The 6,000-nt window shown below is 76.5% G+C and carries 6 protein-coding genes; 5 read left to right on the top strand and 1 reads right to left on the bottom strand.

The window, feature by feature from the left end:
- Positions 1-95: 95 nt before the first annotated feature.
- From ACK8OX_RS19640 to ACK8OX_RS19620, 5 genes are all read left to right on the top strand, one after another.
- The gene (locus ACK8OX_RS19640; protein ID WP_430665935.1) at positions 96-1,214 is read left to right on the top strand and encodes a glycosyltransferase; all 1,119 of its coding nucleotides are present in this window, start codon (positions 96-98) and stop codon (positions 1,212-1,214) included.
- Between the two features lie 125 nt (positions 1,215-1,339).
- Positions 1,340-2,320 (top strand): Hsp33 family molecular chaperone HslO, encoded by a 981-nt coding sequence (locus ACK8OX_RS19635; protein WP_430665934.1) that lies wholly within the window; start codon positions 1,340-1,342, stop codon positions 2,318-2,320.
- A 61-nt stretch (positions 2,321-2,381) separates the two neighbouring features.
- Positions 2,382-3,047, top strand: coding sequence for a hypothetical protein (locus ACK8OX_RS19630; RefSeq protein WP_430665933.1), 666 nt, complete (start codon positions 2,382-2,384; stop codon positions 3,045-3,047).
- Positions 3,048-3,051: 4 nt separating this feature from the next.
- Positions 3,052-3,438: a RidA family protein gene (locus tag ACK8OX_RS19625; RefSeq protein ID WP_430665932.1), complete on the top strand. Its 387-nt coding sequence runs from the start codon at positions 3,052-3,054 to the stop codon at positions 3,436-3,438.
- A 93-nt stretch (positions 3,439-3,531) separates the two neighbouring features.
- Positions 3,532-5,085, top strand: coding sequence for a tetratricopeptide repeat protein (locus ACK8OX_RS19620; protein WP_430665931.1), 1,554 nt, complete (start codon positions 3,532-3,534; stop codon positions 5,083-5,085).
- Positions 5,086-5,223: 138 nt separating this feature from the next.
- Here ACK8OX_RS19620 and folE read toward each other — a convergent pair whose 3' ends face one another.
- Positions 5,224-5,865 carry a GTP cyclohydrolase I FolE gene (gene folE, locus ACK8OX_RS19615; RefSeq protein ID WP_430665930.1) on the bottom strand — a complete coding sequence of 214 codons (642 nt, stop codon included), beginning with the start codon at positions 5,863-5,865 and terminating at the stop codon, positions 5,224-5,226.
- Positions 5,866-6,000 lie beyond the last annotated feature (135 nt).

Genomic DNA, 6,000 nt, shown 5'->3' with positions numbered 1-6,000 from the left:
GCCATGGGCCGCGCCGCCCGCGCCCTGGCGGAGCGCGACTTCGACGCGGAGGCGATCGCGCGGCGGCTGGTCGCGGTGGTGGAGCGTGCGGCGCGGTGACGCCCGACATCCTGATGCTCTCCGCCGCGCATCCGCCCGACGACGTGCGGATCGCCCAGAAGGAAGGCGCGGCGCTGGCGGCGGCGGGGTTCCGCGTGGCGCATCTGGCGCCGGGCGAGGGCGGCGCGCGCGACGCCTTCGGCCTGCGGCTGCTGCCCTTCCCGGCCGCGCGGGGCTGGGCGGCGCGGCTGCGCGGCATCCCGGCCCTGGCGCGGCGCGCGGCGGCGCTGCGGCCGGCCGCGATCCAGGCGCATGAGCCGGATTCCTGGCTGGCCGGGCTGATCGCGGCGCGGCGCTGCGGGGCGCGGCTGGTGATCGACGTGCATGAACACTACCCCTCGCGGCTCGACCCGCGCCTGCCGGCGCCGCTGCGGCCGGTCGCGCGCGGCCTGCTGCGTGCCGCCTGCCGGTGGCTGGGCGCGCGGGCCGATGCGGTGGTGGTGGCGAAGGCGGGGCTGGACGACGCCTTCGGCGGGCCCGCGCGCTGCACTCCGGTGCGGAACTACGCCGACCCCGTACCGCTCGCGCCGCGCCGCCACGCGGCGGGGCCGGTCGCGCTGCTGCATCTCGGCGCGCTCGGCCGCGCGCGCGGCGCCTTCGCGATGCTCGACGCGCTGGCGCTGCTGCCGGGGACGACGCGGCTGGTGCTGGCCGGGCGCTTCACCGATGGCAGCGAGGCCGCCTTCCGCACCCGCGCCGCGGCGCTCGGCCTCGATGCGCGGGTGGAGATCCATCCCTGGATGCCGCGCGAGGCCGCCCTCGCCCTCGCCGCCCGCTGCGACGTGGCGCTGGTGCTGTTCCAGCCGGGGGTGGAGAACCACCGGCTGGCCCTGCCGCACAAGCTGTTCGACGCGATGCTGGCGGGGCTGCCCGTGGTGGTGCCCGACTTCGCGGAGGAGGTCGCGGCGGTGGTGGCGGAAGCGGGCTGCGGCATTGCGGTGGACACCGCCGACCCCGCGCGGGTCGCGGCCGCGCTGCACGCCCTGCACGACCCCGCGCGGCGGGCCGAACTCGGCGCGCGCGGGCGGGCCGCGGCGCTCGGCCGCTTCGGCTGGGCGGGGGAGGCGGCGCGGCTGGTCGCGCTGCACCGGGGCCTGGCTGCGGGGCACCGGTGAGCCCCCGGCGCGGGGCCTGACAGAGCCGCGGCGCGGATGCCGCGCGGCATGGCGTTTTCCCCGGCGCCGCGCGCCCCTATCTACGGGGGACGCCTTTCCCTTCCCCCGTGATGACTGGTTCCACCTTGACCGACCCGACCGCGCCGTCCGCCACCCCCGCCTTCCTGAACCATGACCGCCCGCCGGTGCCCGACCTGGTGGTGCCCCGCGGCGTGCAGCCCTTCCACCTGCACCACCGCCCGGTGCGCGGGCGGCTGGTGCGCCTCGGCCCGCTGGCGGAGGCGCTGCTCGGCCGGCACGAGGCGCAGAACGGCGCCGTGCTGCGCCTGACCGGCGAGGCGATGGCGCTGACCGCCGCGCTGGCCACCGCGCTGAAGTTCCGCGGGTCCTTCAGCCTGCAGGCCAAGGGCGACGGCCCGGTGCCGATGCTGCTGGCGGACTGCACCGAATCCGGCGCGCTGCGCGGCTATGCCCGCGCCGAGCCCGAGAAGCTCGGCGCCGTGCTGGCCGCCGGGGCGCAGCCGAGCGCGGCCGCCCTGCTGGGGTCCGGCTACCTCGCCTTCACCTGCGACCAGGGGCCCGACATGGACCGCTACCAGGGCATCGTCGCGATCGAGGGCGAGACGCTGGCCGAGATGACGGGCACCTATTTCCGCACCTCCGAACAGTTGCAGAGCCAGGTCCACCTGGCCTGCGCCCGCACCCCCGCCGGCTGGCGCGCCAGCGCCCTGGTGATCGAACGCGTGGCCGGCGAGGGCGGGATCGACCCGGATGCGGATGCCGAGGCGCAGGACGAAGCCTGGCGCACCGCCCAGGCGCTGGCCGGCACCATCACCGCCGAGGAGCTGCTGGACGACGCCCTGCCCTCCGACCGGCTGCTGCACCGGCTGTTCCACGCCGAGGGCCTCGCGCTCGACCGGCCGCGGGCGCTGTCCTATGGCTGCCGCTGTTCCCGCGCGCGGCTGGCGCAGGTGCTGGAGGGGTTCGGGCCCGACGACCTCGACCATATGGCCGAGGGCGGCGCCATCACCATGACCTGCGAGTTCTGCAACCTCGATTTCCGTTTCGAGCGGGACGAGGTGCAGGGCAAGGCGGGGCGCGCCTGAATGGCGGCCGGGCCCGGTCCGGTTGTATCATGTCCGCGATGACACCGGGGAAGGGCCGCACATGCCGACGCGACGCCAGCTGATGCGGCTCTCCGCCCTGCTGCCGCTCGGCGCCTGCGCCGGCGGCGGGCGGGAGGAGCCGGCGACCCTTGCGCCGCTGGTCACGGGCTACCGCTACCTCACGCCCATCCGGCTCAACATCGCCGAGGTGGAGGTCGCCGACCCCGCCCCCGGCGCGGTGCGGGTGAGCGAGCCCGCGCCGGTCCGCCCCGAGGCCGAGATGCGCCGCATGGCGGAGGAGCGGCTGGTGCCGATGGGCACCGAGGGCACGGCGCGCTTCACCATCGCCGCCGCGCAGTTCGGCCGCGAACGCCTGGCGCCGCAGGGCGGCCTTGGCGGCTTCTTCGGCGGCGAGCCGGGGGAGAGGCTGACCTGCCGGCTGCTCTGCCGGCTCGAGATCCTGTCGGCCGAGGGGCGGCGCACCGGCTTCGTGGAGGCCGAGGCGCGGCGCAGCCGGACGCTGCCCGACGGCACCTCCCCCGCCGCCCGGACGCGCGCCGCCGAGGAGGTGGTGCGACAGGCGATGGAGGAGCTGAACGTCGAGTTCGAGTTCCAGATCCGCCGCACGCTGCGCGCCTGGCTGGTCGAGGGCGCCGCCGCCCCGCCCGCCCCGGCGGCGCCGGATGGCGGCGAGGCGATCGAGCGCGAGGACCTTCCGAGGGGATGATGCCATGGCCGTGACCTTCTCCAACCCGGGCGGCGTGCATCCGCCCGGCTCCCGCTACTCCCATGCCGCGCTGGTGGAGGGGGGCGGGCGGCGGTTGCTGGTGTCCGGCCAGATCGGGGTGCGCCCCGATGGCAGCTTCGCCGAGGGGGGCGAGGCGCAGATCGCCCAGGCGCTGGCCAATCTCGGCGCGGTGCTGGCGGCGCACGGGATGGGGCCCGGGCAGATCGTGAAGATGGGGGTGTTCCTGACCGAACGCGCGCTGATCCCGGTCTGGCGCGCGCAGCGGGAAGGCTTCCTCGGCACCCACGCGCCCGCGAGCACTCTGCTGCTGGTGGCCGGGCTGGCCGACCCGCGGCTGGTCTTCGAGGTGGAGGCGGAGGCGGTCGGCTGACGCTGCCGGCCGGCGGCGGCGGCCCGCGGGGACGGTGGCCGGACCGCCCACGGAACGCTTGATCACCGGTCCGTGATGGCGTCTGCTGCGGGGATGGATGTGACCCCGCCGAGCGCGATGCCGGACATCGCCCCGCCGTCCCCCGGCCTGTTGCGCCGCGCCTGGGGGCTGGGCCTTGCCGGGTGGCGCACCGCCAACCACCTGGCCGTCACCCTGGTGCCGCTGCTGTGCGGGGGCATCGCGGTCGCGATCGTGCTGCAGGAAGCGGCGCGCCAGCCGATCGACGTCGTCCCGCTCTCCGTCCCCTCGGCGCTGTCCGACACCGGGATGACGGGCGACGTCATCGCCCACCGCCTGCTCGACGCGATCGAGGCCACCGCCCGCGCCGTCCATGGCGAGACGATGAGCCGCCCCGCGGCGGAGCTCGACGGCACCCAGCCCGACCTCAACATCCCCGTGGCCGGCATCTCGCTGCGCTCGGTCGCGTCGGTGGTGCGGAGCCTGCTGGGCTGGCCCGAGCGCCGGCTGTCGGGCGAGATCGTCACCGCCGGCGACACGCTGCGGCTGCGGCTGCGGCTGGCCGGGCACGGCGTCATCGCCGATGTGGAAGGCCCGGCCGCGCAGGGCGCCGACCCGCTGCTGGCCCGCGCCGCGCCGGAGGTCTGGCGCATCGTCGCGCCGCGGCTCTACGCCTGGCACGTCGCGCAGTCCGGCCTGGCGCCGCAGGAACTGCGCGACCGGCTGGCGCTGCTGCGCCGCCGCGCGACGGATGCGGAGACGGAGCCGACCATCGTCTACCTCACCGCGCAGTCGCTCGTCGCCTCGGGCCGGGCGGCGGAGGCGCTGGGGATGCTGGATGCGCTGGTCGCGGCGCGGCCGGGCTACGCGGCGGGGCACTACGGACGCGCGCAGGCGCTGCGGGCCCTCGGCCGCGGGCCGGAGGCGCTGGAGGCGCAGCAGCGCGGCCTCGCACTCGACCCCGGCAGCGCCTGGGCCCACCTCGCCTCCGCCACGCTGCTGCGCGACCTAGGCCGGCCTGCGGATGCGCTGGCGGCCGCGCGCCGGGCGCAGGACCTCGACGAGGACGACCGGCCGGGGCTGGTGGAGGAAGCCGCGGCGCTGCGCGCCCTGGCGCGGCTGGAGGAAGCGGCGGCGGCCGCGCGGCGCGCCATCGCGCTCGACCCCGACTACCCGCCGGCGCTGGCGGAGCTTGGCCATGTGGTGTTGCAGCAGCGCGACCATGCGGGCGCCCTGTCGTTGTTCGAGGGGGCGCTGCGGCGCGCCCCGCGGATGGCAACGGCGCAGACCGGCCGCGGCGAGGCGCTGGCCGCGCTCGGCCGGATGGAGGAGGCGCTGGAGGCACTGGCCCTGGCGGTCGCGCTGGACGAGGCCGACCACCGCCCGCACGGCCTGCGCGGCGAGGTCCTGCACGGGCTGCAGCAATGGGCCGGGGCGCTCGAAGCCTTCGAGGCCGCGATCCTGCTGGCGCCGGACCGGGCGGCGCTGCATCTAGGCCGCGGCGTCGCGGCGCTCCGGCTCGACCGGCCGCTGGTCGCGCTCGAGGCGCTGCGCCGCGCGCAGGCGCTCGGCCTCGACGATGCCGACCTGCGCGCGCTGCTGGACCAGGCGCAGGCGCTGGCACGGTAGGGGCCGGCCCGGCCTTCCCGGCGGGAAGGCGGGCCGGATCACGCGCCACGGCGTGATCCACCTTCGTGGATCACGCCGTGGCCTTCGTCAGGGCGGCCGATTCACCGCTCCGGCGATCCCGCCTCCGCGGATCAGGCGCTACCCCTCGACCACGCCGCGCGGCGCGCCGATCATCGACAGGAATTCGCGCCGCGTGCTGGCATCGTCGCGGAAGCCGCCGAGCATGCGGCTGGTCACCATGGTGACGCCAGGCTTGTGGACGCCGCGCGTCGTCATGCACTGGTGCGCGGCCTCCACCACCACGGCGACGCCGTTCGGCTTCAGCACGTCGTTCAGCGTGTTGGCGATCTGCGCCGTCAGCTTCTCCTGGATCTGCAGGCGCTTGGCATAGGCGTCCACAACGCGGGCGAGCTTGCTGATGCCGACCACGCGGCCTTTCGGCAGGTAGGCGACATGCACGCGGCCGAGGATCGGCGCCATGTGGTGCTCGCAGGTGCTCTCGAGCCGGATGTCGCGCAGCACCACCATCTCGTCGTAGCCGTCCGTCTCCTCGAAGGACCGCGCGAGCAGCTCGACCGGGTCCTCCTCGTAGCCGCAGAACCATTCGCGATAGGCGCGCGCGACGCGGGCGGGCGTGTCCTGCAACCCTTCGCGGCCCGGGTCGTCCCCGGCCCAGCGAAGCAGCGTGCGGATCGCCGCCTCCGCATCCTCGCGCGTCGGGCGGGGCTCGGCGGAGGCATGGGGCTCGGCGATGTGCGGCTTCGGTGTCTGGATGTTCACTCGGTTGATCCTTGGGCGTCTGGGTGCGGCGGGGGGCGATCCCTCCCGCCGGCTCTCGGCGCCTTCCTCGACGGCCGACATGGGGGTGGTTCCCGATCGCGCAACGGTCCGGCGGACGGGTCGCGGCATGTCGCG

The organism is Falsiroseomonas sp. CW058, assembly GCF_050563535.1.
GTDB lineage: Bacteria > Pseudomonadota > Alphaproteobacteria > Acetobacterales > Acetobacteraceae > Falsiroseomonas.
This window is presented reverse-complemented; position numbering and strand designations above follow the sequence as displayed.

Coding starts and splice junctions, on each gene's coding strand:
- ACK8OX_RS19620 (WP_430665931.1), top strand. CDS start 3,532: ATGGATGTGACCCCGCCGAGCGCGATGCCGGACATCGCCCCGCCGTCC.
- ACK8OX_RS19625 (WP_430665932.1), top strand. CDS start 3,052: ATGGCCGTGACCTTCTCCAACCCGGGCGGCGTGCATCCGCCCGGCTCC.
- ACK8OX_RS19630 (WP_430665933.1), top strand. CDS start 2,382: ATGCCGACGCGACGCCAGCTGATGCGGCTCTCCGCCCTGCTGCCGCTC.